Annotated in this window: 23 protein-coding genes; 20 read left to right on the top strand and 3 right to left on the bottom strand. The window is 71.5% G+C overall.

Annotated elements, in window-relative coordinates; all coding sequences use genetic code 11:
• Window positions 1–18: 18 nt before the first annotated feature.
• Window positions 19–921 (top strand): tRNA (adenine-N1)-methyltransferase, encoded by a 903-nt coding sequence (locus ACFQ9Z_RS35660; protein WP_360666348.1) that lies wholly within the window; start codon window positions 19–21, stop codon window positions 919–921.
• 242 nt (window positions 922–1,163) lie between these two features.
• A complete protein-coding gene (locus ACFQ9Z_RS35665; protein WP_383029903.1) occupies window positions 1,164–1,745 on the top strand; it encodes a hypothetical protein in 582 nt (193 codons plus the stop codon).
• Between the two features lie 114 nt (window positions 1,746–1,859).
• Here the strand turns inward: ACFQ9Z_RS35665 and ACFQ9Z_RS35670 are convergent, their stop codons facing one another.
• Complete coding sequence (locus ACFQ9Z_RS35670; RefSeq protein ID WP_383029906.1) at window positions 1,860–2,162, bottom strand: ferredoxin; 303 nt, start codon at window positions 2,160–2,162, stop codon at window positions 1,860–1,862.
• A gap of 517 nt (window positions 2,163–2,679) precedes the next feature.
• Between ACFQ9Z_RS35670 and arc the strand changes: the two genes are divergently transcribed.
• From arc to prcA, 6 genes are all read left to right on the top strand, one after another.
• Window positions 2,680–4,446 carry a proteasome ATPase gene (gene arc / locus ACFQ9Z_RS35675; protein WP_143635368.1) on the top strand — a complete coding sequence of 589 codons (1,767 nt, stop codon included), beginning with the start codon at window positions 2,680–2,682 and terminating at the stop codon, window positions 4,444–4,446.
• Between the two features lie 232 nt (window positions 4,447–4,678).
• A complete protein-coding gene (gene dop / locus ACFQ9Z_RS35680; protein ID WP_383029910.1) occupies window positions 4,679–6,190 on the top strand; it encodes a depupylase/deamidase Dop in 1,512 nt (503 codons plus the stop codon).
• A gap of 199 nt (window positions 6,191–6,389) precedes the next feature.
• Complete coding sequence (locus ACFQ9Z_RS35685) at window positions 6,390–6,608, top strand: ubiquitin-like protein Pup (protein WP_058079921.1); 219 nt, start codon at window positions 6,390–6,392, stop codon at window positions 6,606–6,608.
• A 42-nt stretch (window positions 6,609–6,650) separates the two neighbouring features.
• Complete coding sequence (locus ACFQ9Z_RS35690) at window positions 6,651–7,244, top strand: endonuclease VII domain-containing protein (RefSeq protein ID WP_383029914.1); 594 nt, start codon at window positions 6,651–6,653, stop codon at window positions 7,242–7,244.
• Window positions 7,196–8,041 carry a proteasome subunit beta gene (gene prcB, locus ACFQ9Z_RS35695; RefSeq protein WP_383029918.1) on the top strand — a complete coding sequence of 282 codons (846 nt, stop codon included), beginning with the start codon at window positions 7,196–7,198 and terminating at the stop codon, window positions 8,039–8,041. The genes ACFQ9Z_RS35690 and prcB overlap by 49 nt, the downstream gene beginning before the upstream one ends.
• A gap of 60 nt (window positions 8,042–8,101) precedes the next feature.
• Window positions 8,102–8,845 (top strand): proteasome subunit alpha, encoded by a 744-nt coding sequence (gene prcA, locus ACFQ9Z_RS35700; RefSeq protein ID WP_383029921.1) that lies wholly within the window; start codon window positions 8,102–8,104, stop codon window positions 8,843–8,845.
• A gap of 525 nt (window positions 8,846–9,370) precedes the next feature.
• Here the strand turns inward: prcA and ACFQ9Z_RS35705 are convergent.
• A complete protein-coding gene (locus ACFQ9Z_RS35705) occupies window positions 9,371–9,562 on the bottom strand; it encodes a hypothetical protein (protein ID WP_383029923.1) in 192 nt (63 codons plus the stop codon).
• A gap of 66 nt (window positions 9,563–9,628) precedes the next feature.
• Between ACFQ9Z_RS35705 and ACFQ9Z_RS35710 the strand changes: the two genes are divergently transcribed.
• Window positions 9,629–13,930, top strand: a complete 4,302-nt coding sequence (locus ACFQ9Z_RS35710; protein ID WP_383029926.1) for an HAD-IC family P-type ATPase — start codon at window positions 9,629–9,631, stop codon at window positions 13,928–13,930.
• Here the strand turns inward: ACFQ9Z_RS35710 and ACFQ9Z_RS35715 are convergent.
• Entirely contained in the window at window positions 13,927–14,943 is a 1,017-nt protein-coding gene (locus ACFQ9Z_RS35715; RefSeq protein WP_383029929.1) for a LacI family DNA-binding transcriptional regulator, read from the bottom strand. The two genes, ACFQ9Z_RS35710 and ACFQ9Z_RS35715, sit on opposite strands and share 4 nt — an antisense overlap.
• 140 nt (window positions 14,944–15,083) lie before the next feature.
• Between ACFQ9Z_RS35715 and ACFQ9Z_RS35720 the strand changes: the two genes are divergently transcribed.
• From ACFQ9Z_RS35720 to ACFQ9Z_RS35770, 11 genes are all read left to right on the top strand, one after another.
• Window positions 15,084–16,343, top strand: coding sequence for an MFS transporter (locus ACFQ9Z_RS35720; protein ID WP_383029931.1), 1,260 nt, complete (start codon window positions 15,084–15,086; stop codon window positions 16,341–16,343).
• Between the two features lie 9 nt (window positions 16,344–16,352).
• Window positions 16,353–17,714, top strand: coding sequence for a Pup--protein ligase (pafA, locus tag ACFQ9Z_RS35725; protein ID WP_073899688.1), 1,362 nt, complete (start codon window positions 16,353–16,355; stop codon window positions 17,712–17,714).
• Window positions 17,715–17,858: 144 nt separating this feature from the next.
• Entirely contained in the window at window positions 17,859–18,878 is a 1,020-nt protein-coding gene (locus tag ACFQ9Z_RS35730) for an FKBP-type peptidyl-prolyl cis-trans isomerase (RefSeq protein ID WP_383029935.1), read from the top strand.
• Between the two features lie 94 nt (window positions 18,879–18,972).
• Window positions 18,973–19,353, top strand: coding sequence for an FKBP-type peptidyl-prolyl cis-trans isomerase (locus ACFQ9Z_RS35735; RefSeq protein WP_143635351.1), 381 nt, complete (start codon window positions 18,973–18,975; stop codon window positions 19,351–19,353).
• A 161-nt stretch (window positions 19,354–19,514) separates the two neighbouring features.
• On the top strand, window positions 19,515–20,492 hold the full coding sequence (locus tag ACFQ9Z_RS35740; protein WP_383029938.1) for a helix-turn-helix transcriptional regulator: 978 nt from the start codon (window positions 19,515–19,517) through the stop codon (window positions 20,490–20,492).
• A 19-nt stretch (window positions 20,493–20,511) separates the two neighbouring features.
• Complete coding sequence (locus ACFQ9Z_RS35745; protein WP_383029940.1) at window positions 20,512–21,555, top strand: helix-turn-helix transcriptional regulator; 1,044 nt, start codon at window positions 20,512–20,514, stop codon at window positions 21,553–21,555.
• Window positions 21,556–21,617: 62 nt separating this feature from the next.
• Window positions 21,618–21,878: a hypothetical protein gene (locus ACFQ9Z_RS35750; protein WP_383029973.1), complete on the top strand. Its 261-nt coding sequence runs from the start codon at window positions 21,618–21,620 to the stop codon at window positions 21,876–21,878.
• A gap of 20 nt (window positions 21,879–21,898) precedes the next feature.
• Window positions 21,899–22,093: a hypothetical protein gene (locus ACFQ9Z_RS35755; RefSeq protein WP_383029943.1), complete on the top strand. Its 195-nt coding sequence runs from the start codon at window positions 21,899–21,901 to the stop codon at window positions 22,091–22,093.
• A gap of 229 nt (window positions 22,094–22,322) precedes the next feature.
• On the top strand, window positions 22,323–22,610 hold the full coding sequence (gene tatA / locus ACFQ9Z_RS35760) for a Sec-independent protein translocase subunit TatA (RefSeq protein WP_383029945.1): 288 nt from the start codon (window positions 22,323–22,325) through the stop codon (window positions 22,608–22,610).
• A gap of 48 nt (window positions 22,611–22,658) precedes the next feature.
• A complete protein-coding gene (gene tatC, locus ACFQ9Z_RS35765; protein ID WP_383029948.1) occupies window positions 22,659–23,603 on the top strand; it encodes a twin-arginine translocase subunit TatC in 945 nt (314 codons plus the stop codon).
• A gap of 108 nt (window positions 23,604–23,711) precedes the next feature.
• On the top strand, window positions 23,712–26,564 hold the full coding sequence (locus ACFQ9Z_RS35770) for a DEAD/DEAH box helicase (RefSeq protein WP_383029952.1): 2,853 nt from the start codon (window positions 23,712–23,714) through the stop codon (window positions 26,562–26,564).
• Window positions 26,565–26,707: the final 143 nt, after the last annotated feature.

The raw sequence follows: 26,707 nt of genomic DNA on the forward strand, positions 1-26,707 counted from the left end.
CGCCGGTAGGCTGGTCACATGTCCGAACCGACCGGTGCCGCCCGCAGGCGCGGGCCCTTCAAGGTCGGGGACCAGGTTCAGCTGACCGACCCCAAGGGCCGCCACTACACGTTCACGCTCGAAGCCGGGAAGAACTTCCACACCCACAAGGGCTCCTTCCCGCACGACGAACTGATCGGCGCTCCCGAAGGCAGTGTTGTCCGCACCACCGGCAACGTCGCCTACCTCGCGCTGCGCCCCCTGCTCCCCGACTACGTCCTGTCCATGCCCCGCGGGGCAGCCGTCGTCTACCCCAAGGACGCGGGGCACATCCTCGCCTTCGCCGACATCTTCCCCGGCGCCCGCGTCGTCGAGGCCGGCGTCGGCTCCGGCTCGCTCAGCAGCTTCCTGCTGCGCGCCATCGGCGACCAGGGCATGCTGCACTCCTACGAGCGCCGCGAGGACTTCGCCGAGATCGCACGGGCGAACGTCGAGCGCTACTTCGGCGGCCCGCACCCCGCCTGGCAGCTCACGGTCGGAGACCTCCAGGACAACCTGTCCGACACCGACGTCGACCGCGTCATCCTCGACATGCTCGCCCCCTGGGAGTGCCTGGAGGCCGTCTCCAAGGCACTCGTGCCCGGCGGCATCGTCTGCTGCTACGTGGCCACCACCACCCAGCTCGCCCGGACCGTCGAGTCCATCCGGGAGATCGGCTGCTTCAACGAGCCGACCTCCTGGGAGACCATGATCCGCAACTGGCACATCGAGGGCCTGGCCGTCCGCCCGGACCACCGCATGATCGGCCACACCGGCTTCCTGCTCACCGCCCGCCGCCTCGCCGACGGAGTCGAGCCGCCCATGCGCCGCCGCCGCCCCGCCAAGGGCGCCTACGGCGAGGACTACGCCGGACCCAACGCCGACGGCGGCGCCGGCCGCTGACCGGCCCCTCCCGGCCCGCCCAACGCCGAGGCGCCGTGGCCCAGTTCCCCATCGCAACCGGGAACCCGGCCACGGCGCCCACGCGTTGACACGGCAGCAGGCAGCACACGGGGGCCCCACACGCGCATACTGCTCGCCTGCGAGACCCCAGTACCGACCCCGCCGTTCCCCCGCACTGTGACGTGTGGCACCATGCTGGCCACCCCCCCCCACCGGCACAGCCCTCACAGGAGACACTCCTAGTGCAGCCATCCGCCGTTCCGGAGCTCGCCCACACGCACACCCGGCCCGTCCACTGGGTCGCCACCGCCGCCGCGATAGCCGGCGTCGTCGCCCTGTCCTCCGCCCTGCAGCCAGGATCGGCCACGGCCGCCCAGCCCGCCGCCGGCACCGAGGGCAGGACGGCCCCCGCGGCCGCCGCCCCGCCCAGCACCACCGGCGTGCACTTCCCGCTCGACTGCGGACCCGTCAAAGCACTCGTGGTCAAGAAGGCCACCGGCGACCTGGACGGCGACGGCACCCCGGAGACCGTCGCGGTCGTCCACTGCGACGCCCCCATGGGCACACCGCCCGACGGCGTCTACGTCCTCACCCGGGGCGCCGCCGGCGCCGCCGCCCGCGTCGTCGCCACCCTCGTCGACCCCAAGGACCGGCACACCGTCACCGACTTCGCCCTCGACACCGGCACCGTCACCGCCACCCTGCTCGGCTACTCCTCGGCCGACGTACCCAGTTGCTGCCCCGACCTGAAGACCCCCACGAGCTGGCACTGGAACGGGAAGGCGTTCATCCGCTCCACGCCCACCGCGGCCCACAGCGTGTGACGCCTTCCGGCCGCACCCCACACCCTTGCACCCGGCCCGAACACGCCGCACGCGCGCGACCCGCCCGAAGACGGCCCACGCGCGCGCACACCACAGCCGGTCACCGGCCGGACCTCACTCCGCGTCCGGACCGCAGACCTCGACCTTGTCCAGAACCCGGCGCACATGGATGCACTCCCCGGGGCACTCCTTCGCCGAGTCCACCACGTCCGTGAGCAGCGGCAGCGGCACCGGCACCGTCGCGCCCTCTGCCTGCAGCAGCTCGTCGTCCGCGCCCTTCACGTAGGCCAGCCCGTCGATGTCCAGCTCGAACACCTCCGGCGCGTACTGGGCGCAGATCCCGTCGCCGGTACACAGAGCCTGGTCGATCCAGACCTCCAGCGCCTCGCCGCCCGCGGCCTCCTGCTGCACGGTCACCTCTCCTGCCGTCGAATCGCCGGACGGCGCCCCGGCACCACGGCCAGCGACGTCCGCACCAGCGGCTGTTGAACAACCCCGACCCTACCCCCGCCCGCACACCCTCCCGATTCCACGGGTATCGGGGTTTCCCTCGGCACCCCCTCGGGTACGAGCGCCCGACCGGGCAAGGGAGCCCCGGAACCGAGCGAACAGATCCAGCCACCCCGACGATGACAACGACCGACCAGACCATCGCTCTGCGTGATGACCGCACGAGTGCCCCGAAACGTGCCCGCGAACCGGCCGACCGGCCCGGAACGGACAACTCCGGCCACACACGCCGGGTATTGACCACCACGGACCAGGAACAACCGGCTTCCGAATCACGTTCAGTGGGTATCCCCTCCGTGCGAGAGGGAGCGCACCGGGTGACCGACGACACACCTTGACAGTCTTTGTGATCTAGGGGTTTCAATCGACACCCACCCAGGTAGGGTCTGGAAGCGTCCAGCTCCCCTTGGAGGAGGTGAGGACCGTGGCAGCCCACGACGACGACATGAACCGCGGCATCCGCCCGGGACGAGGGTCCGACGACCCCGCCGGACAGATCGCCTACCTTGAGCAGGAGATCGCCGTCCTGCGACGCAAGCTCGCCGACTCTCCGCGGCACACGAGAATTCTCGAAGAGCGGATCGTCGAACTGCAGACCAACCTGGCCGGCGTGTCCGCCCAGAACGAGCGACTGGCCAACACGCTCCGCGAGGCCCGCGACCAGATCGTGGCCCTCAAGGAAGAAGTCGACCGGCTCGCCCAGCCGCCCGCCGGCTTCGGAGTCTTCCTGCAGGCCAACGAGGACGGCACCGCCGACATCTTCACCGGAGGCCGCAAACTCCGCGTGAACGTCAGCCCCAGCGTCGAACTCGACGACCTCAGGCGCGGCCAGGAAGTCATGCTCAACGAGGCGCTCAACGTGGTCGACGCCATGGAGTTCGAGCGCGTCGGCGACATCGTCACCCTCAAGGAGATCCTCGAGGACGGCGAGCGCGCCCTCGTCCTCGGGCACACCGACGAAGAACGAGTGGTCCGGCTCGCCGAACCCCTCCTCGACGTCACCATCCGCCCCGGCGACGCACTCCTGCTCGAACCCCGCTCCGGCTACGTCTACGAGGTCGTCCCCAAGAGCGAGGTCGAGGAACTCGTCCTCGAAGAGGTCCCCGACATCGGCTACGAGCAGATCGGCGGCCTCGGCAACCAGATCGAGGCGATCCGCGACGCCGTCGAGCTGCCCTACCTCTACCCCGACCTCTTCAAGGAGCACGAGCTGCGCCCGCCCAAGGGCGTCCTGCTCTACGGACCGCCCGGATGCGGCAAGACGCTCATCGCCAAGGCCGTCGCCAACTCGCTCGCCAAAAAGGTGGCCGAGGTCACCGGACAGGCCGCCGGCAAGAGCTTCTTCCTCAACATCAAGGGCCCCGAGCTCCTCAACAAGTACGTCGGCGAGACCGAGCGGCAGATCCGCCTCGTCTTCCAGCGGGCCCGCGAGAAGGCCAGCGAGGGCACCCCCGTCATCGTCTTCTTCGACGAGATGGAATCGCTCTTCCGAACCCGCGGCTCCGGCGTCAGCTCCGACGTGGAGAACACCATCGTCCCGCAGCTCCTCGCCGAGATCGACGGCGTGGAAGGCCTGCAGAACGTGGTCGTCATCGGCGCCTCCAACCGCGAGGACATGATCGACCCCGCCATCCTGCGCCCCGGCCGCCTCGACGTGAAGATCAAGATCGAGCGCCCCGACGCGGAGGCCGCCAAGGACATCTTCGGCAAGTACCTCACCGAGCGCCTCCCGCTCCACGCGGACGACCTCGGCGAGCACGAAGGCGACAAGGCCACCACCGTCCAGAGCATGATCCAGACGGCGGTCGAGCACATGTACGCCGAATCCGAGGAGAACCGCTTCCTGGAAGTCACCTACGCCAACGGAGACAAGGAAGTCCTCTACTTCAAGGACTTCAACTCCGGCGCCATGATCGAGAATATCGTCGGCCGCGCCAAGAAAATGGCGATCAAGGACTTCCTGGACAAGAACCAGAAGGGCCTCCGCGTCTCCCACATCCTCCAGGCCTGCGTGGACGAGTTCAAGGAGAACGAGGACCTGCCCAACACCACCAACCCGGACGACTGGGCCCGCATCTCCGGAAAGAAGGGCGAACGGATCGTCTACATCCGCACCCTCATCACCGGAAAGCAGGGCGCCGACACCGGACGCTCCATCGACACAGTGGCGAACACCGGTCAGTACCTGTAGAACCAGGGCGGCTGCGGGTGCCCACCACGGGTACCCGCAGCCGACTGCTTTTCCGGCCACGACCGGAGCAGCCAATGACGCAAATGATCTCCCCACCAGCGCAAAGGCGTTCTAGGCTCTTTCCTACCGCCGAGTCGCACAATGCGGGGACGGGCACCGCACACGCACCGGAGCGCCGGCGGTACGCGAGCGCCACCCACGACCGAGGGTGCCGCCGGGCAAGGAGGGCCGCATGACCGTACGGCGAGTAATGGGCATCGAGACGGAGTACGGGATCTCCGTCCCCGGCCACCCCAACGCCAATGCCATGCTCACCTCATCCCAGATCGTCAACGCCTACGCCGCGGCGATGCACCGGGCCCGCCGGGCCCGCTGGGACTTCGAGGAGGAAAACCCGCTGCGGGACGCCCGGGGCTTCGACCTCGCCCGCGAGGCCGCCGACGCCAGCCAGCTCACCGACGAGGACATCGGCCTCGCCAACGTCATCCTCACCAACGGTGCGCGCCTCTACGTCGACCACGCCCACCCCGAATACAGCGCCCCCGAAGTCACCAACCCCCGCGACGCCGTCCTCTGGGACAAGGCCGGCGAACGCATCATGGCCGAGGCCGCCGAACGGGCCGCACAACTCCCCGGCGCCCAGCCCATCCACCTCTACAAGAACAACACCGACAACAAGGGCGCCTCCTACGGCACGCACGAGAACTACCTGATGAAGCGGGAAACCCCGTTCTCGGACATCGTGCGCCACCTGACGCCCTTCTTCGTCTCCCGCCAGGTGGTCACCGGCGCCGGCCGCGTCGGCATCGGCCAGGACGGCCACGAACACGGCTTCCAGCTCAGCCAGCGCGCCGACTACTTCGAGGTCGAGGTCGGCCTGGAGACCACGCTGAAGCGGCCCATCATCAACACCCGCGACGAACCGCACGCCGACGCGGAGAAGTACCGCCGCCTGCACGTCATCATCGGCGACGCCAACCTCTCCGAGATCTCGACGTACCTCAAGCTGGGCACGACCTCCCTGGTCCTGTCCATGATCGAGGACGGCTTCATCGCGGTCGACCTGGCCGTCGACCAGCCCGTGCGGACCCTCCACCAGGTCTCCCACGACCCCGGCCTCCAGCGCCTGATCACCCTCCGCAGCGGCCGCACCCTCACCGCGGTACAGCTCCAGATGGAGTATTACGAACTGTCCCGCAAGTACGTCGAGGAACGCTTCGGCGCCGACGCCGACGACCAGACCAAGGACGTCCTCTCCCGCTGGGAGGACACCCTCAACCGGCTCGAGAACGACCCGATGAGCCTGGCCGGCGAACTCGACTGGGTCGCCAAGCGAGAACTCATGGAGGGCTACCGCCGCCGCGACGGCCTCGACTGGGACGCCGCCAAGCTCCACCTCCTCGACCTCCAGTACGCCGACGTACGCGCCGAGAAGGGGCTGTACAACCGCCTGGCGGCCCGCGGCCGCATGAAGCGCCTCCTGGACGAGGCCGCGGTCGAGCGCGCCCGCACGACGCCTCCTGAGGACACCCGGGCCTACTTCCGCGGCCGCTGCCTGGAGCAGTACGCCGACGACGTGGCCGCGGCGAGCTGGGACTCGGTCATCTTCGACCTGCCCGGCCGGGACTCGCTGCAGCGCGTCCCAACCCTGGAACCGCTTCGCGGAACGCGAAATCACGTCAAGGAGTTGCTGGACCGCTGCCGCACGGCGGAAGACCTGGTCAGGGTGTTGTCGGGCGGCTGAGCGGGACCAGCGGGGTACTCGGACCGGTCCGGGCGGCCGGGGTGGAAAGCCCGCCGTCCGGGAATCATCGAGATGGCCCCCGCACGTTGTCGAAACTGCGGGGCCGATGTCGGACCCGGCTTGTAGGGTCTGATCATCACCGATCGGCAGCAATGCCGACCCGTCGACCATGTCGGGCGAACTGAGCGGGGTGAGGGATATGGCAACCAAGGACACCGGCGGCGGCCAGCAGAAGGCTACGCGCTCCACCGAGGAGGTCGAGGAGCAGGCGCAGGACGCGCAGGGCTCCGAGGACCTCAAGGAACGGCACGAGAAGCTGAGCGACGACGTGGACTCGGTCCTGGACGAGATCGACGACGTCTTGGAGGAGAACGCAGAGGATTTCGTGCGCTCCTTCGTTCAAAAGGGTGGGCAGTAAGCGCAAATCGCCTTCGAATCGAAGGTGACGGGGGAGTTGGGGTTGGCGAGCGGAGAAAGTGCGAAGCGTTGCTCGCGGTGTAAGCAACACAAACCGCGGGCAACGTTCGCGCGGAACAAGGCGATGCGTGACGGGCTGCAGGCCTACTGCAGAGAGTGCGCCGCCGAGTACCACCAAGAGCGCCAGGTAGCCAAAGGACGCAATGTCCGGCCGAGGGTCGCTGTGCCGCCAGGGCACAAGTTCTGCCGTACGTGCGGCGAGATCAAGCCGCACGGCGAGTGGTCTCGGAACCGCAGCGCCTCGGACGGCTTGGCGACCCTCTGCAAGGCGTGCAAGGCCGCAAAGGGGAGGACGCAGTACCTGAAGCGCAATTACGGCCTCACCGAGGCCGAGCGTGACGCGATGATCGCCTCCCAGCGGGGCCTGTGTGTGATTTGCCTGGAAGCCCCGGCCGCACATGTGGATCACTGCCATGAGACGGGTAGGGTCCGTGGCGTACTGTGCTTCAGCTGCAATGCCGCACTGGGGCAGTTCAAGGATCAGCCCGAGGTCATAAGGCGGGCTGCTGCATACGTGGAAGGAAACGCGTGGAAGCCAACACTCGTAGCACCGGGCGTCTACCAGCTGCCTTCCTGACGCCAGGATCCTCCTCCTTCATGGACTTCCTCTCCGAGCACCAGCCCGAGCTGCTGCCCGGCAAGCGGCAGCTCCCGCCCACCCAGGGTGTGATCGAGGCGCCGCACGGGACGACGATCGTCGCCGTGACCTTCCCCGGGGGTGTCGTGCTCGCCGGTGACCGCAGGGCCACCATGGGCAACGTGATCGCCCAGCGGGACATCGAGAAGGTGTTCCCGGCGGACGAGTACTCGGCCGTCGGCATCGCCGGCACCGCCGGTCTCGCCGTGGAGATGGTGAAGCTCTTCCAGCTCGAGCTGGAGCACTTCGAGAAGGTCGAGGGCGCGCAGCTGTCGCTCGAGGGCAAGGCGAACCGGCTGTCGACGATGATCCGTTCCAACCTCGGCATGGCGATGCAGGGTCTGGCCGTGGTGCCGCTGTTCGCCGGGTACGACCTGGACCGGGAGCGTGGGCGGATCTTCTCGTACGACGTGACGGGCGGGCGTTCCGAGGAGCACAACTTCGCGGCGACGGGTTCGGGCTCGATCTTCGCGCGTGGTGCGATGAAGAAGCTGTTCCGGGACGACCTGTCGGAGGAGCAGGCCACGACGCTGGTGGTCCAGGCCCTGTACGACGCGGCCGACGACGACTCGGCGACCGGTGGTCCCGATGTCGCCCGCCGGATCTATCCGATCATCACCGTGATCACCGAGGACGGTTTCCGCCGGCTCACCGAGGACGAGGCCTCGGAGCTGTCGCATGCGGTGCTCCAGCGGCGGCTGGAGGAGCCGGACGGTCCGAAGGCCGCTCTGCTCTGAGCGTGGCCCGGCTGTTTTCGAGGTGATCCAGTGACCATGACAGAAAGGGACGGATAACCGGTGTCGACGCCGTTCTATGTCTCACCCCAGCAGGCGATGGCCGACCGGGCGGAGTACGCCCGCAAGGGCATCGCGCGTGGCCGCAGCCTGGTGGTCATGCAGTATGCCGATGGCATCGTGTTCGTCGGCGAGAACCCGTCCCGTGCGCTGCACAAGTTCAGCGAGATCTACGACCGGATCGGTTTCGCGGCCGCCGGCAAGTACAACGAGTACGAGAACCTGCGGATCGGCGGTGTGCGGTACGCGGATCTCCGTGGCTACACCTATGACCGGGACGACGTGACGGCCCGGGGTCTGGCGAACGTGTACGCGCAGACGCTGGGCACGATCTTCTCTTCGGCGGCTGAGAAGCCGTACGAGGTGGAGCTGGTCGTGGCCGAGGTCGGGGCGACGCCGGAGGGGGATCAGATCTACCGGCTGCCGCATGACGGTTCGATCGTGGACGAGCACGGCTCGGTCGCGGTGGGCGGCAACGCGGAGCAGATCAGTGGCTTCCTGGATCAGCGTCATCGTGACGGCATGTCGTTGGCCGAGGCGCTGAAGCTGGCCGTGCAGGCGCTGTCGCGTGACACCAACGGCAGTGAGCGGGAGATTCCGGCCGAGCGGCTCGAGGTCGCGGTGCTGGACCGTACGCGGCCGCAGCAGCGCAAGTTCAAGCGGATCGTGGGCCGTCAGCTGGCGCGTCTGCTGGAGGCGGACGGTGCGGCCACGGAGGCGGAGAGCTCTGTGGAGGACGAGGAGTAGTCCTTGCGGGGCGGTTTCGCCGTGCCCCTTCCTCTGTCGCGCCCCGGCCGTTTCGGCCGGGGCGCGGTGCGTTGCGGGGCCGGCCGGGTGTCGTTCCGGGTGCGGTGCGCGCCGGGGGACCGGAACCTGGAGGTGTGGGCGTCGTTTCGCCCGTTTTCCTGCGGGATGACGGTCTGTGCCGGGGCACTCGGAGGCGCGGCAGGACTGTGCGGAGGTGGAGGAGTCATGGCGGAGCAGAGGTCGTCCTCGGTTCTCACCGCACCGGTGCGGGGTGCGGCCTCGGTGCTGGGGCGGTTGCCCGGTGCCGGGATGGTGAGCAGGGCCGCGGAGGGCGCGCTGAACAAGGTGGGCGCGGTGTCGCCGAGGAGCCGTCGGCTGGCGGTGTACACGGGGGCCGGGGTGCTGGGGGTGGCCGGGGTGGTGGAGTGGCCGGTTGCGTTGACGGGTGCCGCGGTGGCGTGGCTGACCCAGCCGCGGCCCGGTGGTGTGGTCGCCGGGCAGGTGGCGGCGGGGGCGGGGCGGGGTCTAGGTGAGCCGGTGGAGGACGGTGAGCCGCTGGAGCGTACGGATGTGGCGGATGTGCCGGAGGAGCCGGTGCCGGCCGAGCCGGACGACGAGGCGATGGCGTGGGCGGCGACGCACCGGACGGCGCCCGCCGGGGAGCGGGCGGGGCAGCCGCATGGCGAGGCTGCCGGGTCTGCGGGTGCGGCTGGGCACGCTCTGCACGGTGGGCCGCTCGGGCCTACGGCGCGACCGGACCGTACGACGCGCTGAGGGCGTGCGATGGCGTTCTCCTTGCTGACGGTTCCTGCGTCCGCCGCCCGGCTGGTGCCGGCGGCGCCGCGGTTGCTGGCGCGGGTGGCCGTTCCGGCGGTGGGTGTGGCGGCGGGGGCGGTGGCGGGTGCGGCGCGTGCCGGGGTGCGGGGCGCGGATGCGGCGGTGCGGGTGGCCCGGGTGGCGGGGAACGCGCTGCCGGGTGGTGCGGGGCGGTGGCGTTCGGGGGTGCGGCAGCATGTGGCGTTGCGGCCGGTGGACGAGGCGGCGGCGCGGTGTGGGGTGGCGCGGCTGGGGCGGCGGGTGGCCGCGGTGGTGGCGGAGCATCCCGATGTGCTGCTGGCGTACTGGGACGAGGGGTTGGGGCGTCTGGTGGTGAAGGTGACCGAGGCGGAGCTGTCGGATCGGGTGCTGGAGTATGTGGCGGATGTGGCGGCGCGGCACGGTCTGGAGCTGGGTGGTGATCCGGGGGAGTTGTCGCATCCGGCGGATCCGGTGGCGGTGCGGGTGGCGGCTGGGGCGCTCGCGGCGGATGTGGTGGGTACGGGTGCGGCGTTCGCGGCGTATGCGTGGCGGTTGCCGCCGTCGCCGCGGACGGTGACGGCGGCGGTGACGTTCGTGCGGGAGAACCCGTGGGTGCGTGCGGTGTTGCGGCGCCGGCTGGGCGAGCCGGGGATGGATCTGGTGCTGGCGGGTGCGAACGCGGTGGCGCACGGGGCGGGACAGAGTCCGGCTTCGCTGGTGCTGGACGGGGCGTTGCGGCTGTGTCAGCTGGCGGAGGCGGTGGCCATGGTCGCGGCGTTCGACGTGGTGCATGACGAGTTGTGCGCTCCGGAGCGGGTGAGTGTGGGGGGCGGGAGGTGGGAGCGGCCGGAGTTGCGGTCGACTCCGGCGCAGGAGTACGCGGCTCACGCAGGGGCGGGGAGTGTGATCGGCGCGCTGGTGACGTTGTTGCTGAAGCACGACGTGGATGAGGCGGCGGAGGCGGTGCTGGCGGGTTCGCCGAAGGCGGCGCGGTACGGTCCGGCGGCTTTTCACGCGGTGCTGGGTGGTGCGCTGGCGCGGGTGGGGGTGCTGGTGCGGGCGCCGGAGCGGTTGCGGCAGCTGGAGCTGGCGGGGACGGTGGTGCTTCATCCGAGTGCGCTGCGGGCGCCGGACGGGTCGGCGGACGCGTGGACGGAGCCGGTGCTGGACGCGGCGCGGCGGGCGGGGCTGCGGGTCGTGGTGGTGGACGATCCGGTGCTGGAGGATTTCGCGGGTCTGGCGGATGTGGTGGTGGACGCGCGGCGGCCGCTGGATGACGTGGTGTGTGGGATGCGGGGTGACGAGGGGGCGGTGATCACGGTCGCCCGGCTGGGTTCGGCGGACGAGGGCGGGGTGCTGGCGGGGCTGTGTGCCAGTGATCTGGCGGTGGCTCTGGTGGACGGGGACGGGGCGGTGGTGTGGGGTGCGGATGTGCTGGCCCGGCGTGGGCTGCCGGATGTGTGGCGGCTGCTGAGGGCGGTTCCGGTGGCGCGTGCGGTGGGTGGGCGGTCGCAGACGTTGGCGCGGTCGGGTGCCGCGTTGTCGGGGTTGCTGGTGGCGGTGGGGGAGTCCCGGCGTGTGCGTGGGCGGCTTGCGCTGCTGCCGGGGCTGCGGCATGTGCCGGTGGACGCGGCGGCGGCGGGGGCGCTGCTGTCGGGGGTGCGGGCGGGTTTCGCGGTGGCGGTGGCGTCGGCTCCGAGTCCGCGTCCGCGGGTGCACTGGCATGAGCTGGACGCGGAGGAGACGCGGGAGCGGCTGGGCCGGGAGCCGGCCGCGGAGGTGGGCGGGGCGGGCCGGGTGGTGGCCGGGGTGCGTGGGGCCGCGGGAGCGGTGGCCGGGCTTCCGGCGGTGGCTCCGCTGCGCTGGGGGGTGCGGCTGGGCCGGGCGGTCAGTGGTGAGCTGCATGATCCGTTGACTCCGGTGCTGGCGGTGGGTTCGGCGGCGTCGGCGATCCTGGGTTCGGTGGTTGACGCTCTGCTGGTGGTGGGTGCGCTGGATCTGAACGCGCTGGTGGGTGGGGTGCAGCGGTTGCGTGCGGAGCGGGCTCTGTCGGGGCTGCTGGCGGATCAGAAGCGCAAGGCGCGGGTGGCGCCGGCGCGGGACGAGGCGCCGGCGGCTGGTACGCGCACGGTGGACGCGGGTGGTCTGCGGCCGGGTGACGTGATCGAGCTGGCCGGGGACGACGTGGTGCCGGCGGATGCCCGGTTGTTGTGGGAGGAGGGTCTGGAGGTCGACGAGTCCGCGTTGACGGGGGAGTCGCTGCCGGTGCAGAAGCAGACGGACCGGACGCCGCATGCCGTGGTGGCGGACCGGCGGTGCATGGTGTTCGAGGGGACGACGGTGGTGGCGGGGCAGGGCCGTGCGGTGGTGGTGGACACCGGTGACCGTACGGAGGCGGCGCGGGCGGTTCATCTGGCGGCTCGGACGCCGCCGGCGGGTGGGGTGCAGGCGAGGCTGCAGGAGCTGACGCGCCGTGCGCTGCCGTGGACGCTGGGGGGCGGGGCGGCGGTGTCGGGGCTTGCGTTGTTGCGGGGGACGCCGGTGCGGGACGCGGTGAGCGGTGGGGTGGCGGTGGCCGTGGCGGCGGTGCCTGAGGGGTTGCCGCTGGTGGCGACGGTGGCGCAGTTGGCGGCGGCGCGGCGGCTGAGCCGTGGCGGGGTGCTGGTGCGGACGCCGCGCACGCTGGAGGCGCTGGGGCGGATGGACACGGTGTGTTTCGACAAGACGGGCACGTTGACGGAGAACCGGCTGCGGCTGGTGCGGGTGTGGGACGCGGACGGCCGGGTGCGTGGCGCGGGCGAGGGGGCGGCGGCGGAGACGGTGCGGGCGGCGGCGCGTGCGTGTCCGCGGTCGAACGGCGGTTCGCAGCGGGTGGTGCACGCGACGGACGAGGCGGTGCTGGACGCGGCCGGGGAGGATCCGGGGTGGACCCAGTTGGAGGGGCTGCCGTTCGAGGCCGCTCGCGGGTATGCGGCGGCGGTCGGGCGGACGGGTGACGGTGCCCGGGTGCTGGTGGTGAAGGGTGCTCCGGAGACGGTGCTGCCTGCCTGCCGGGATCTGCCGTCGCACGCCTGGGAGGGGGCGCATGTGCTGGCGGGTGACGGGTTGCGGGTGCTGGCGGTGGCCGGGCGCCGGCTGGCGGAGGGCGAGGGGGCGACCGGGGTGCTGGAGGGGGCGCTGGGGGAGCTGGATTTCACGGGGCTGCTGGCGTTCTCGGACGTGCCGCGGGAGACGTCGACGGCGTTGGTGCGGGGTCTGTACGAGGCGGGTGTGCGGCCGGTGATGCTGACCGGGGACCATCCGCAGACGGCGCGGGCGATCGCCCGGGAGCTGGGGTGGCCGGAGGAGCCGGTGGTGGTGACGGGGGAGGAGCTGGGTGCGGCGGACCGTTCGGGGCGGGCGCGGATGCTGCGGGACGCGGGTGTGGTGGCGCGGGTGGCGCCGGAGCAGAAGCTGCAGGTGGTGGAGGCGCTGCGGGATGCGGGCCGGGTGGTGGGGATGGTGGGCGACGGTGCGAACGACGCGGCGGCGATCCGTGCGGCGGACATCGGTGTGGGCATCAACGCGCGGGGTTCTGCGGCGGCGCGCAACGCCGCGGACATCGTGCTGACGGACGACGATCTGACGGTGCTGATCGACGCGGTGGTCGAGGGGCGTGCGCTGTGGCACAGCGTGGCGGACGCGATCGCGATCCTGATCGGCGGCAATGCGGGCGAGGTGGGTTTCGGTCTGCTGGGCACGCTGGTGTCGGGCCGGGCGCCGTTGTCGACGCGGCAGATGCTGCTGGTGAACCTGTTCACGGATCTGTTCCCGGCGATGGCGGTGGCGGTGACGCCGAAGGCCGGGGCGGAGGGGGCGGGGCGGCCGCGGTCGCCGGAGGACGCGGCGGGCGGTGTGCTGGGGGAGCCGTTGATCCGGCAGATCCGGCACCGGGCGCTGACCACGTGTCTGGGTGCGGTGACGGCGTGGCTGATCGGTCGTTTCACGCCGGGTACGGCGCGCCGGTCGAGCACGATGGCGTTGTGCGGGGTGGTCGGCACCCAGCTCGCGCAGACGTTGCTGGATCGCCGGGACAGTCCGCTGGTGCGGGTGACGTCGCTGGGTTCGGCGGTGGCTCTGGTCGCTCTGATCCAGGTGCCCGGGGTGAGCCGGGCGGTGGGCTGCACTCCGCTGGGGCCGGTGGGCTGGGCCGGTGTGGTGGCGGGGATCGCGGTGGCGCTGGCGGGGCAGCGGGTGCTGCCCCGGCTGGAGGAGACGGTGGGCCGTCTGCTGCCGGGCGCCGCCTAGGCGGGCGGTGCGGGGGCCGTGGAGCCGCGTACGACGAGTTCGACGGGGATGTCGCCCCGGGCGGGTTCCCGGCCGTCCAGGACGGCGAGGAGGGCTTCCATGCCGCGTTGCCCGAACAGTTCGGCGTCGAGGCGGACGGTGGTGAGTTCGGGGTCCAGGGCGGTGGCGAGGGCGAGGTCGTCCAGGCCGGTGACGGACACGTCGTCGGGGACGCGCAGGCCGAGGCGGCGCAGGGCCTTGTAGGCGCCGGCGGCGAGTTTGTCGTCGTCGCAGACGACGGCGGTGGGGCGGGGGCCGGGGGCGGCCATGGCCGCCTCGGTGGCGGTGCGGGCGCCGTCGATGGAGATGGGCGCCGGGGCCGTGCGCAGTTCCGTGCCGGGCGCGGCGGCGAGGCGTGCGGCGAGTTCCCGGGCGCGCGCCTCGAAGGTCCAGGAGGGGACGTCGGCGGCGAGGTGCAGGAAGCGGCGGTGGCCGAGGGCGAGCAGGTGCGCGGCGACCTGCCGTACGCCGTCGGCGATGTCGAGGTTGACGGTGGCGGCGCCGAGGCTGCCGCCGGGGTCGCTGTCGAGCATGACGAGGGGGAGCTGGTCGCCGCGGATGGCGGTGAGGGCGTCGGCGGCCATGGAGGAGGCGATGACGCCGTCCAGGGCGGACTGTGCGGAGGCGAAGGGGTCGCGGGCGGGGCCGATGCCTTCGGGGGAGGGGTAGAGCACGACGCCGAAGCCGTGCCGGGCGGCGACGCGGGCGGCGCCGGTGTAGACGCCGGCGAAGAACTCGGTGGTGAGGGCGGGGACGACGAGCAGGACGGTGCGGGTGTGGCCCAGGCGGAGGTTGCGGGCGGCGAGGTTGGGCCGGTAGCCGAGGTCGCGGGCGGCCTCCCGGACCCGGTCGGCGGTGGCCTCGGAGACCCGGCCGCGCCACTTGTCGCCGAGCACGAGGGAGACGGCTGCCTGGGAGACCCCGGCCGCCTGGGCGACGTCACGGCTGGTCGGGCGGGTGCTGCTGCGTGCCACCGCGGGGGTGCTCCTGTTCTGGCGGCCGTGCGCCCGCGGGCTTCGCGGCCCGCCGGCCCACGTCCGGTCGTGTGGACGGGTGAACAGCGCACATGGTACGTATGACGGGCGGGGTTATACGTAACACTTGGAGGCGGGACATGGCCGCGGGATACCTGGAGATCCTCAGGGCGAGACACGCGGCCCGGCTGCTGGCGGGCACCCTGGTGGGCCGGCTGCCCAACGCGACGGCCGCCATCGCGCTGGTGCTGTTCGTCCGCGCCGAGGGCGGCACGTACGGCCTGGCGGGCGCACTCGCGGCCGTCTACGGCGTCGCCAACGCCGTCGGCCAGCCGGTGCTGGGCCGCCTGGTGGACCTGTACGGCCAGCCGCGCGTCCAGCTCCCCGCGGCGGTGACGTCGGCGCTGGCGATGACCGTCTTCGCGTTCAGCGGCACCGCGGCGCTGCCCCTCGCCTGCGCCGCCGTGGCCGCCGCCGGCCTGTTCACCCCGCCGCTGGAGGGCGGCCTGCGGGCCCTGTGGCCCTCGGTGCTGCGCCGCGAGGAGCAGGTGCACACCGCGTACGCCATGGACGCCGTCGCCCAGGAAGTCATGTTCACCGTGGGCCCCTTGCTGGTCACGCTGTGCGTGTCGCTGTGGTCGGAGCGGGCCGCGCTGCTGGTGCTCAACGCCCTCGGCGTCCTCGGCGCCCTCTGCGTCGTCCTCTCGCCGCCCTCGCGCGCGTGGCGCTCGGCGCCGCGCGAGGCGCACTGGCTGGGCGCCCTGCGCTCGCCCGGCCTGCTCGTGCTGCTCGGCGCGTTCCTGTTCGTCGGCATCGCGCTCGGCTCCATCACCGTGGCCTCGGTGCCGTACGCCGACGAGCACGGCGGCGACGCGGTGTACGGCTGGCTGATGGCCGCTCTCGGCCTCGGCGCGCTCATCGGCGGCACCGTGTACGGCGCGCGCGCCTGGAGCGGCCCGCCCGAGCGGCGACTGCGGGTCCTGGTCGCCCTTCTGGCGGTCTGTTACCTGCCGCTGACGCTCATGCCGGGCGCCGTCGCCATGGTGCTGCTCAGCATGGTCTCCGGGGTGTTCCTCGCCCCCTGCATCGCCTGCGCCTTCATCATCGTGGACCGGCACGCGCCGAGCGGCACCGTCACCGAGGCGTTCTCCTGGCTCGTCACGACGTTCACCGTGGGCGCGTCGGTGGGAACGGGCCTGGCGGGTCCGGTGGTCCAGGCCGGCGGCGCGCTGTGGGGATACGCCGTCCCCGGCGCCGCGGGGGCCGTGTCCCTGCTGGTCCTGCTCGCCACCGGGCGGGTCCTCGCAGCTCCCGTGCGGAGCGGGGTCGTTGCGGCTTCATCGGAAAATGATCCAAATCGTGCTGCCGAACCCCGTTTCAGCTCGGGGGATCGGGCGTAATGTTCAGTCATGGACCGCCGCATTTTCGGGCTGGAGAACGAGTACGGCGTCACGTGCACGTTCAGGGGACAGCGCCGCCTGTCTCCTGACGAGGTGGCGCGGTACCTCTTCCGCCGTGTCGTGTCATGGGGCCGCAGCAGCAATGTCTTTCTGCGAAACGGCGCCCGGCTCTATCTCGACGTGGGTTCGCATCCGGAATACGCCACACCCGAATGCGACAACGTGACCGAACTGGTCACCCACGACAAGGCCGGAGAGCGCATTCTCGAAGGACTCCTGGTGGACGCGGAACGACGCCTGCACGAGGAGGGGATCGCGGGCGACGTCTACCTCTTCAAGAACAACACCGACTCGGCGGGCAACTCCTACGGCTGCCACGAGAACTATCTGGTGGCCCGGCACGGGGAGTTCTCCCGGCTCGCGGACATCCTCATCCCCTTCCTGGTGACCAGGCAGCTGCTGTGCGGCGCGGGCAAGGTCCTGCAGACCCCGCGCGGCGCGGTGTACTGCGTCAGCCAGCGCGCCGAGCACATCTGGGAGGGCGTCTCCTCGGCGACGACCCGCTCCAGGCCCATCATCAACACCCGCGACGAACCGCACGCGGACGCGGAGCGTTACCGCCGGCTGCACGTCATCGTCGGCGACTCGAACATGTCCGAGACGACCATGCTGCTCAAGGTCGGCGCCACCGACCTGGTGCTGCGCATGATCGAGGCGGGCACCGTGATGCGCGACCTCACCCTGGAGAACCCGATCCGGGCGATCCGCGAGGTCAGCCACGACATCACCGGCCGACGCAAGGTGCGCCTGGCCAGCGGCCGGGAGGCCTCCGCGCTGGAGGTGCAGCGCGAGTACTTCGACAAGGCCGTCGACTTCTGCGACCGCCGCGGCATCCGCACCGGCACGGTCGCGCAGGTCCTGGAGCTGTGGGGCCGCACCCTCGACGCGATCGAGACCGAGGAACTGGACCGCATCGGCACCGAGATCGACTGGGTCATGAAGTACAAGCTCATCGAGCGGTACCGGGCCAAGCACAACATGACCATGTCGCACCCGCGGGTCGCCCAGATAGACCTCGCCTATCACGACATCCACCGTCGCCGGGGCCTGTACTACCTGCTGGAGAAAAAGGGCCAAGCCGCCAGGATCTGCAACGATTTGAAGATCTTCGAGGGCAAGTCGGTCCCCCCGCAGACCACTCGGGCCCGCCTTCGCGGCGACTTCATCCGCCGGGCACAGGAACAGCGCCGGGACTTCACGGTCGACTGGGTCCACCTCAAGCTCAACGACCAGGCACAGCGCACCGTGTTGTGCAAGGACCCGTTCCGCTCGGTGGACGACCGGGTGGAGAAGCTCATCGCCGGAATGTGACACCCGCACGCGAGTCAAGCGTCACCGCGCAGAAATGCCGGAACGCCACACGGGCGCCGTACGTTTCCAGTACGGCGCCCGCCTCGCGTCGTAGAGTTGCGCGCACGCCAATCCGCAAGACCGATCGATTACGAGGCCCTCCCCGTGCGCCGACGCTCACTCCTTCTTGCCGCCGTACCCGCAGGACTGGTCACGCTCGCCGGGTGCGGCGACGGCAAGTCCGAGTCCAGCAAGACAGGCGCGTCACCGACACCGGCACCGTCGGTCTCGGCGTCCTCCGCACCCCCGCCCAAGATCGTCCAGGGGCCGCTGCCGGCGATCACGGCGGGCACCAGGCTCGGCGAGAAGCCGACCGTCGCCAAGGGGCCGGGCGAGCCGTCGAAGGACCTCGCCGTCAAGACGGTCATCGCGGGCGGCGGCCGTACGGTCGCCGAGAACGACTTCGTCCAGGCGAACTACCTGGGCCAGATCTGGAGCACGGCGAAGGTCTTCGACAACTCCTACGACCGCCACCGGCCGCTGGTCATGCAGCTCTCCCAGGGCAGCCTCATCGACGGCTGGCGGTACGCCCTGCAGGGCAAGAAGACCGGCAGCCGGGTGCTGATCGCCGTCCCGCCCGCCTGGGGCTACGGCACGGCGGGCAACGCGCAGGCGGGCATCAAGGGCACCGACACCCTGGTCTTCGTCATCGACGTGATCGACTCCTTCAACTCCAAGAGCTCCGCCCACGGCAAGCCCGTCCCGCAGGACGACGCCGCGCTGCCGACGGTCGGCACCAACACCGACGGCAAGGCGCCGAAGATCAAGCCGGCCAAGCAGGGCACCCCGCCGAAGAAGCTGGCCACCGCCTACGTCCTGGAGGGCGACGGCCCCGAGGTCAAGGCGGACCAGGCGGTGCTGTGCCAGTTCAAGGGCGTGGTCTGGGGCAGCGACAAGGCGTTCCAGCAGACGTACGACTCCGGACGGCTCAGCCAGTTCTCGCTTGAGCAGATGCAGCAGGTCGTCAAGGGGCTGTCCCAGGGGCTGACCGGCAAGAAGGTGGGCAGCCGGGTCCTGGTCGTCGTACCGCCGAAGCTGGGCTACGGCGACACCCCGCCGAGCGGCAGCGGCATCAAGAAGGGCGCCACGCTGGTCTTCTCGGTGGACATCCTGGCCGCCATGTGACCGGTCTCCGCCACGGGCGCGGTGGCGGGCGGCAGACCTGCGAGGATGACAGACTGTCCGTGTTTCGTGTCGTACACAAGCAGGAGCTTTTGACGTGAGCATCGAGAAGCCCGAGATCGACTTCCCGGGCGGCGAGCCCCCGGCCGACCTGGAGATCAAGGACATCTGGGAAGGGGACGGCGAGGTCGCCGCGGCGGGCGACATCGTCAAGGTCCACTACGTGGGCGTCGCGTTCTCCTCCGGCGAGGAGTTCGACGCGTCCTGGAACCGCGGCACCCCGCTGGACTTCCAGCTCGGCGTCGGCCAGGTCATCCAGGGCTGGGACAAGGGCGTGCAGGGCATGAAGGTCGGCGGCCGCCGCCAGCTGACCATCCCCGCGCACCTCGCGTACGGCGACCGCGGCGCCGGCGGCCGGATCGCCCCGGGCGAGACGCTGATCTTCGTCTGCGACCTCGTGGGCGTCGCCAAGCGCTGACCGGACCTGGTCGAAGGAGGGCCCGTGCCGTCCGCACGGGCCCTTCTCGCGCGACCGCCCCCGTTCAGGACGGCTCCGCTTCCCGCTCCGGCTTTTGCCCCGACACTCCGGGGCGGTACGGTCAACGGTCGGAAGCACATGAGGGAAGGCGAAGGGCGTCGATGGCCATTGCCAAGGCAGAGCGGCTGATGAACCTCGCGCTGTGCCTGCTCGGCACACGCCGGCCGCTCAGCAAGCGCGAGCTGCGCGACTCCATCGAGGCGTACGTCGAGGCCGCGAGGCCGGAGCGGGGCGCGGCGAGCAGCGACGACTCCTTCAACCGCATGTTCGAGCGGGACAAGGACGACCTGCGCGAGCTGGGCCTGGTCATCGAGACCGTGGAGAACCTCGACGGCGAGGTGGGCTACCTCGCCCGCCGCGACAGCAACCGCCTGCCGCCCATCACCCTGGACGCCGAGGAGGCCGCCGCCCTGGGCCTGGCCGCCAAGGTCTGGCAGCAGGCCCGGCTGGCCGGCGCGGCCAGCGGCGCCCTGCAGAAGCTGCGTGCCGCCGGGCTCCCCGAGGACGTCGACCCCTACGAGGCGCACGGCGCCCTGGAGCCGCGCATCCCCGTGCACGAGGCGGCCTTCGAGCCGCTGATGCTGGCCTGCCGTGACCGGCGCCCGGTCGTCTTCGACTACCGCAAGGCCTCCGCCGCCCGTCCCGAGCCCCGGCACGTCGAGCCGTGGGCGCTGGAGTGCTGGCGCGGCCACTGGTACCTGGCCGGCTTCGACCGGGGCCGGGGCGCCGAACGCGTCTTCCGGCTGTCCCGGATCACCGGCCGGGTGCGCTCCCGCGGCACCGGCTTCACCGCGCCCGTGCCCGACGTGGTCACCGTGCGCGAGACCGTCGCGAGCTGGGCCGGCGAGGTCGCCGACCGCTCGGCGCTGATCCGGCTGCGCTCCGGCTCCGGCTACCCCCTTCGGGCGAAGGCCACCGCGGTCCGGGAACTCGGCGACGGCTGGGACGAGTTGGAGATTCCGTACGGGCACGGGCTGGACGCCTGGCTGGTGGAGTTCGGGCCGGACGTGGTGGTCGTGGAGCCGGCCGAGCTGCGCGCCGACGTGGTCGACCGGCTGCGTGCCGTGGCCAAGGGCTGAGGGGGAGCGGAGCACAACCATGGCAGGCAAACCGGTCAGGCCCGTGAACGCCATCGACCAGACCCGGCGGATGCTCTCGCTGGTCACGTACCTCCGGGAGCGCCCCGGCGCGCGGATCGCCGACGTGGCGCGCGCCTTCGGCATCACCGAGGACGAGCTGGTCTCCGACCTCGACCTGCTGCCCATGTGCGGCACCAGCTTCCGCGGCGGCGACCTGCTGGACATCGACACCGACGGCGAGCGCATCTGGTGGCACAACCCGGCCGCGCTCGGCGAGGAGGCGGCCGAGCCGCTGCGGCTCGCCGCCGACGAGGCCACCGCCCTGCTGGTGGCGGCCCGCGCGGTGTCCACGCTGCCCGGCCTGCGCGAGAGCGACCGGCAGGCACTGCTGCGGGCCACGGCGAAGGTGGAGACGGCGGCCGGTGAGGCGGCCGGCGCCAGCGCCCGGCTCTCGGTGACCTTCGAGTCGGAGGGCGGGGTCTTCGCCGACGTCGACCGGGCGATCTCCGAGCGCCGCCGGCTGTGGATCCGCTACTACTCGCCCGCGCGCGACGAGATCACCGAGCGGGAGATCGACCCCATCCGCCTGGTCAGCGTCGGCCACACCTACGTGGAGGCCTGGTGCCGCCGCTCCGAGGCGCGCCGCACCTTCCGGCTGGACCGGGTCGCCGAGATCAGGATCCTGGACGAGCCGTCCGCGCCGCCCGAGATGGAACTGCGGGACCTGTCCGAGGCCCTGGTGCAGCCCGCCGCCGAGGACCCGGAGGTGGTCATCGAGGTCGGCCCCGGCGGCCGCTGGGTGGCCGAGTACTACCCGCACGACAGCGCCGATGAGCTTCCCGACGGCGGGCTGCGTATCACTCTGCGCACCCCCGATCCGGCCTCGCTGAGACGGCTGGCCCTGCGCCTGGGCCGCGACGGCCGGATCGTCTCGCCGCCCGAGCTGGCCGACAGCGCCCGCCGGGCGGCCCGCGAGGCACTGGCGGCGTACGACACGGACAGCCCGCCGGTGCGCGGCGGCGGTGCCGACCGGCGTGACGACAGGCAGGAGCTGAAGCGTTGAGCGAGCCTCCGGTGACCGGTGCGGCCCGAGCCACGAGGGAAGCGGAGGAGGCCGGCGCCCAGATGACCGTGGCGTCCGCGTTCGCCGGCATGACGAGAGCGGTGCCGGTGGTGTTCCGGGCCGGCTGCCCGGACTGCCGGGGCCGCTTCGAACTCGCCGCGAGCGCCCTGCGCCTGGCCATAGGCGCCACCAGCCGGACCACGTTCTACTCCTTCACCTGTCCCGGCTGCGGCGCCTCGGTGCGCAAGCCCGCGGGGGAGCGGATCGTGGAACTGCTCACCGGCGGCGGCGTCCGCACCCTGCGGCTGCACTCCACGGTGTAGGACCGTCTAAGGTCGAGGTCATGTTCTGGCCGATGTTCGCGGTAGCCGTGGGATTTGTGTCACTCGCCGTGCTGGGGGTGCTCGCCGTGCGGGTCTTCCTGGAGGCCCGGCGCCTCGGACAGCAGGTCGCCGACTCCGCGCGCCGCATCAACCGGGCCGCCGAGGACCTGGAGCGTGCGGCGGTGAGCGCGGCCCGCGCCGTGGACACGTTGTGAGTCCCGCACCCTTGTACGGTGTGCGCCGCTTCGCCCTGTCATGGCCCGGGTGCGGCCAGGTACGCTGCTGGTCGCGGCCCGGTGAGCGAGGCACGGTCCGCGGCAGAGAAATACGCAAGGGGATTGTTCCGCGTTCACTCCCGGGCGTTACGATCGCTGCCAGCACGATGGTCAGACTCGTGTCCGACCGGTCGGACACCCACCCGCCTCGGTGAGAAGGTGAAGAACTATGTTCCGCAACGGACTTGAGCCGTGGCACCTGCTGCTCCTCGTACTGGTGATCGTCCTCGTCTTCGGTTCCAAGAAGCTTCCCGACATGGCTCGCTCGCTCGGCAAGTCCGCGCGCATCCTCAAGAGCGAGGCGAAGGCCATGAAGGACGACGGCAAGCAGTCCGACGCCGGCACCGCCCAGTCCACCGAGGACCCCGCTCCGGCGCAGCGCACGATCCAGGCCGCCCCCGGTGACGTGACCAGCTCCCGGCCGGTCAACGAGCCCACGGACACGACCAAGCGCTGACGCGAGGACCGGGGGCGTCCGGTCCGCTGCACGAGATGAGGATGTGGGTTGCTCAAGTCCGCCCGCAAGAAGGAGAGGGATCCCGAGGGGCGGATGCCGCTCGCGGATCACTTGCGCGAGCTGCGCAACCGGCTCGCGAAGGGTGTCCTGGCGATCGTCGTCGTCACGGTCGTGGCGGCGTTCTTCTACAGGGACATCATCAACTTCGTCACCGAGCCGGTGCTCGACGAGATCGGTTGCCACCAGTCCTTCGGTGAGCTGGCCGCGGCCAAGAACGTCCACTGCGCGCACATCACCGTCAGCGGCCTGCTGGCGCCGTTCACCCTGGCGCTGAAGGTCGCCCTGATGGCCGGCGTCGTGTTCGCGTCGCCGATCTGGCTCTACCAGCTGTGGGCGTTCGTCGCGCCGGGCCTGCACCGCAACGAGAAGAAGTACGCCTACGCGTTCGTCGGTTTCGGCTTCCCTCTGTTCCTCGGCGGCGGCTACCTCGCGTTCAACGTGCTGCCGACCACCGCCAGGGTGATGATCGACCTGACGCCGTCCGGCGCCGAGAACCTGCTGCCGCTGGACGACCTGCTGGACCTGGTCACCCGCATGATCGTCGTCTTCGGCCTCGCCTTCGAGATGCCGTTGCTGCTGGTCATGCTCAACCTCACCGGTGTCCTGTCCGGCCGGCGCATGCTGGGCTGGTGGCGGGGCATGGTCGTCGGCATCACCGCCTTCGCGGCCGTGGCCACGCCCAGCCCCGACCCGATGACGATGCTGGCGCTGGCGGCGCCGATCTGGGGGCTCTACTTCATCGCCGTGGCGATCGCGCTGATCAACGACTCGCGGCGGGCCCGCCGCGAGGCCGCGGGACCCGGCGACGACGAGGCGTCCGAGCTGGATCTCACCCCCGAGGACATCGGCGAGGTCGAGCCCGTCCCGGCAGCCCGTGCGCTGCCCGAGCAGACGAGCACGGAGCGGGTCAACGGCTACGACGACGTGACCTGACCCCTCCGCCGCGACACCGCCGGTGCCCCCGTCCCCCAGGGACCGGGGGCACCGGCCGTCGCGTGCCCGGTGCGGGGATCCGGTGCAGCTCAGCGCACGATCGGGATAATGATCGTCCTGTTGTCGGCGGAGCCCGGTACGCTCGAAAGCACGATGACAGAGGACCTCTCACCGGCCGAGCGGTACGCGGCAGCCCGCACGCGGGCAGCCGAGCAGGCCACCGCGCTCGCGTCCTTCCGCGAGATGTACGACTTCGGCCTCGACCCCTTCCAGATCGAGGCCTGCCAGGCGCTCGAGGCGGGGAAGGGCGTGCTGGTGGCCGCCCCCACCGGCTCCGGCAAGACGATCGTGGGCGAGTTCGCCGTCCACCTCGCCCTGCGGCAGGGCAAGAAGTGCTTCTACACGACACCCATCAAGGCGCTGTCCAACCAGAAGTACGCCGACCTGTGCCGTCGCTACGGCGCGGCGAAGGTCGGACTGCTCACCGGCGACAACAGCGTGAACCCGGACGCCCCGGTGGTCGTGATGACCACCGAGGTGCTGCGCAACATGCTGTACGCGGGCTCGCAGACCCTCCTCGGCCTCGGCTACGTGGTCATGGACGAGGTGCACTACCTCTCCGACCGCTTCCGCGGCGCCGTCTGGGAGGAAGTGATCATCCACCTGCCCGAGTCGGTGACCCTGGTGTCGCTGTCGGCGACCGTGTCCAACGCCGAGGAGTTCGGCGACTGGCTGGACACCGTCCGCGGCGACACCGAGGTGATCGTCTCCGAGCACCGGCCCGTGCCGCTGTTCCAGCACGTGCTCGCCGGGCGCCGTACGTACGACCTGTTCGAGGAGGGCGAGGGCCACAAGAAGGCCGTCAACCCAGACCTCGTCCGCCTCGCCCGCATGGAGGCGAGCCGGCCCTCGTACCAGGACCGGCGGCGCGGGCGCGCGATGCGCGAGGCCGACCGGGAGCGGGAGCGCAGACAGCGCTCCCGCGTGTGGACGCCCAGCCGGCCCGAGGTCATCGAGCGCCTCGACTCCGAGGGCCTGCTGCCCGCCATCACCTTCATCTTCAGCCGGGCGGGCTGCGAGGCCGCCGTCCAGCAGTGCCTGTACGCGGGCCTGAGGCTCAACGACGACGAGGCCCGGGAGCAGGTCAGGGCCCTCGTCGAGGAGCGCACCGCCGCCATCCCTCCGGAGGACCTGCACGTCCTCGGGTACTACGAGTGGCTGGAGGGCCTGGAGCGCGGTATCGCCGCGCACCACGCGGGCATGCTCCCGACCTTCAAGGAGGTCGTGGAGGAGCTGTTCGTGCGCGGCCTGGTCAAGGCCGTGTTCGCGACCGAGACGCTCGCGCTCGGCATCAACATGCCCGCCCGCTCGGTGGTCCTGGAAAAACTCGTCAAGTGGAACGGCGAGCAGCACGCCGACATCACCCCCGGCGAGTACACCCAGCTCACCGGCCGGGCCGGACGCCGTGGCATCGATGTCGAGGGCCACGCGGTCGTGCTGTGGCAGCGCGGCATGAGCCCCGAGCACCTCGCGGGCCTGGCCGGCACGCGCACGTACCCGCTGCGCTCCAGCTTCAAGCCGTCGTACAACATGGCGGTCAACCTGGTCGAGCAGTTCGGCCGGCACCGCTCGCGCGAGCTGCTGGAGACCTCCTTCGCGCAGTTCCAGGCCGACAAGTCGGTCGTCGGCATCTCCCGCCAGGTGCAGCGCAACGAGGAGGGCCTGGACGGCTACAAGGCCTCCATGACCTGCCACCTCGGCGACTTCGAGGAGTACGCGCGGCTGCGCCGGGAGCTGAAGGACCGGGAGACCGAACTGGCCCGGCAGGGCGCCCACCAGCGGCGCGCCGAGGCAGCCGTCGCGCTGGAGAAGCTCAAGCCGGGTGACGTCATCCACGTGCCCACCGGCAAGTACGCCGGCCTCGCGCTGGTGCTCGACCCGGGCCTGCCCGCCGGGCGTTCCGACGGCCACCGCGGCTACGACCACCACGACGGGCCGCGCCCGCTGGTGCTGACGGCCGAACGCCAGGTCAAACGGCTGGCGTCGATGGACTTCCCGGTGCCGGTGGAGGCGCTGGACCGGATGCGGATCCCGAAGTCCTTCAACCCGCGCTCCCCGCAGTCGCGCCGGGACCTCGCCTCGGCGCTGCGCACCAAGGCCGGGCACATCCCGCCGGAGCGGGCCCGCAAGAAGCGGTCGCAGGCCGCCGACGACCGGGAGATCGCCCGGCTGCGCACGGCGATCCGCGCCCACCCCTGCCACGGCTGCGACGACCGTGAGGACCACGCCCGCTGGGCGGAGCGCTACCACCGCCTGCTGCGCGACACCTCGCAGCTCGAGCGCCGGATCGAGGGCCGCACGAACACCATCGCGCGGACCTTCGACCGGATCGTGGCTCTGCTCACCGAACTGGACTACCTGCGCGGCGACGAGGTCACCGAGCACGGCAGGCGGCTCGCGCGCCTCTACGGCGAACTGGACCTGCTGGCCAGTGAATGCCTGCGCGAGGGCGTCTGGGAGGACCTCGCCCCGGCCGAACTCGCCGCCTGCGTCTCGGCGCTGGTGTACGAGGCCCGGGTCGGCGACGACGCGATGGCGCCCAAACTGCCCTCGGGCAAGGCCAAGGCCGCCCTCGGCGAGATGGTCCGCATCTGGGGCCGGCTGGACGCGGTCGAGGAGGAGTTCCGGATCAGCCAGACCGAGGGCGTCGGCCAGCGCGAACCGGACCTCGGCTTCGCCTGGGCCGCCTACATGTGGGCCTCCGGCAAGGGCCTCGACGAGGTGCTGCGCGAGGCGGAGATGCCGGCGGGCGACTTCGTGCGCTGGTGCAAGCAGGTGATCGACGTCCTCGGGCAGATCTCCGCCGCGGCGCCCGCGCAGGGCTCGACCGTGGCGAAGGCCGCGCGCAAGGCCGTGGACCAGTTGCTGCGGGGCGTGGTGGCCTACTCGTCGGTGGGCTGAGCCCCGCCGCGGGGGGGCGGCCCCCCCCCCCCCCCGCGCGGCCCCCCCCCCCCCCCCCCCCCCCCGCCCCCCGGGGGGGGGCGGGGGGGCGGGGGGGCGCCCCCCCGGGCAGGGGCCCCCGAGGGAGTGACCCTCCCCCAGCC

Origin of the sequence: Streptomyces sp. NPDC056580, from assembly GCF_042793175.1 — a bacterium.
Classification (GTDB): domain Bacteria; phylum Actinomycetota; class Actinomycetes; order Streptomycetales; family Streptomycetaceae; genus Streptomyces.